Annotated in this window: 1 protein-coding gene and 1 pseudogene; one reads left to right on the top strand and one right to left on the bottom strand. The window is 62.0% G+C overall.

All coding sequences use genetic code 11. The features are described from left to right. Positions 1-287, bottom strand: a pseudogene (locus G3436_RS26505) (LysR family transcriptional regulator); the annotation flags it as partial. 85 nt (positions 288-372) lie between these two features. Here G3436_RS26505 and lysM point away from each other — a divergent pair. Next, complete coding sequence (gene lysM / locus G3436_RS26500) at positions 373-813, top strand: peptidoglycan-binding protein LysM (RefSeq protein ID WP_163951306.1); 441 nt, start codon at positions 373-375, stop codon at positions 811-813. The last annotated feature ends 36 nt before the right edge of the window (positions 814-849 follow it).

The following is an 849-nucleotide window of genomic DNA, read 5'->3' as shown; positions in this document are numbered from 1 at the left end:
GGCGCAGGGGTGCCGGCCCAGTGCCCAGGGCAGGCGGCGGCCTCGGCGTACAGGCCCCTCGTAGGCGGTCAACACCGAGCGCGCCCCAGGCCAGCACGCGTTCGCCTTGGGGCGGTGAAGCCCTCGAAGCGCTGGCCACGGTTGACCAGCGCCAGGCCCAGTTCCTTCTCCAGGTTGCGCAGGCGCATCGACAGGGTCGGTTGGGTCACGTGGCAGCGTGCGGCGGCCTGGCCGAAGTGGCGTGTTTCATCCAGGGCGATGAGGAATTTGAGTTGTTTGATGTCCACCGTCGCTCCTAGGGCATTCGCAGGCGAAGCATTCTATCTTGTCCTAGACTGCCTGCTCCGGTCATTGATACCTAAGGAGCACAGGATGAGCATTTTCAGTTTCGTGAAAGAAGCAGGTGAAAAACTGTTCGACCTGCTGACACCTGGCAACGCCAACGCGGATGACCAGTTGAAGGAACACGTGAGCAAGGTCGGCCTGGGCAATCCGAACATTCAGACCACCGTGGAGGGTGACAAGGTCACCGTCAAAGGCGAGGTGGGCAGCCAGGAAGAGAAGGAGAAGATCCTGCTGGCGCTGGGCAATATCGCAGGTGTGGCGTCGGTGGACGACCAGCTCACCGTGACCGGCCCGGTGGTGGCGGCAGCGCGTTTCGTGGTGGTGAAGAAGGGCGACACCCTGAGTGCGATTTCGCTGGCGGTGTATGGCAACGCCAACCACTACAACAAGATCTTCGAGGCCAACAAGCCGCTGCTCAGCCACCCGGACAAGATCTACCCGGGACAGACGCTGCGTATTCCAGAGTAAGGCCTGATACAGGCGGTGAACCCTTCGCTGGCAAGC

This window comes from Pseudomonas brassicae, assembly GCF_010671725.1.
GTDB classification, from domain to species: domain Bacteria; phylum Pseudomonadota; class Gammaproteobacteria; order Pseudomonadales; family Pseudomonadaceae; genus Aquipseudomonas; species Aquipseudomonas brassicae.
The sequence above is the reverse complement of the archived record's forward strand: the minus strand, read 5'-3'. Positions and strand labels throughout refer to the sequence as shown.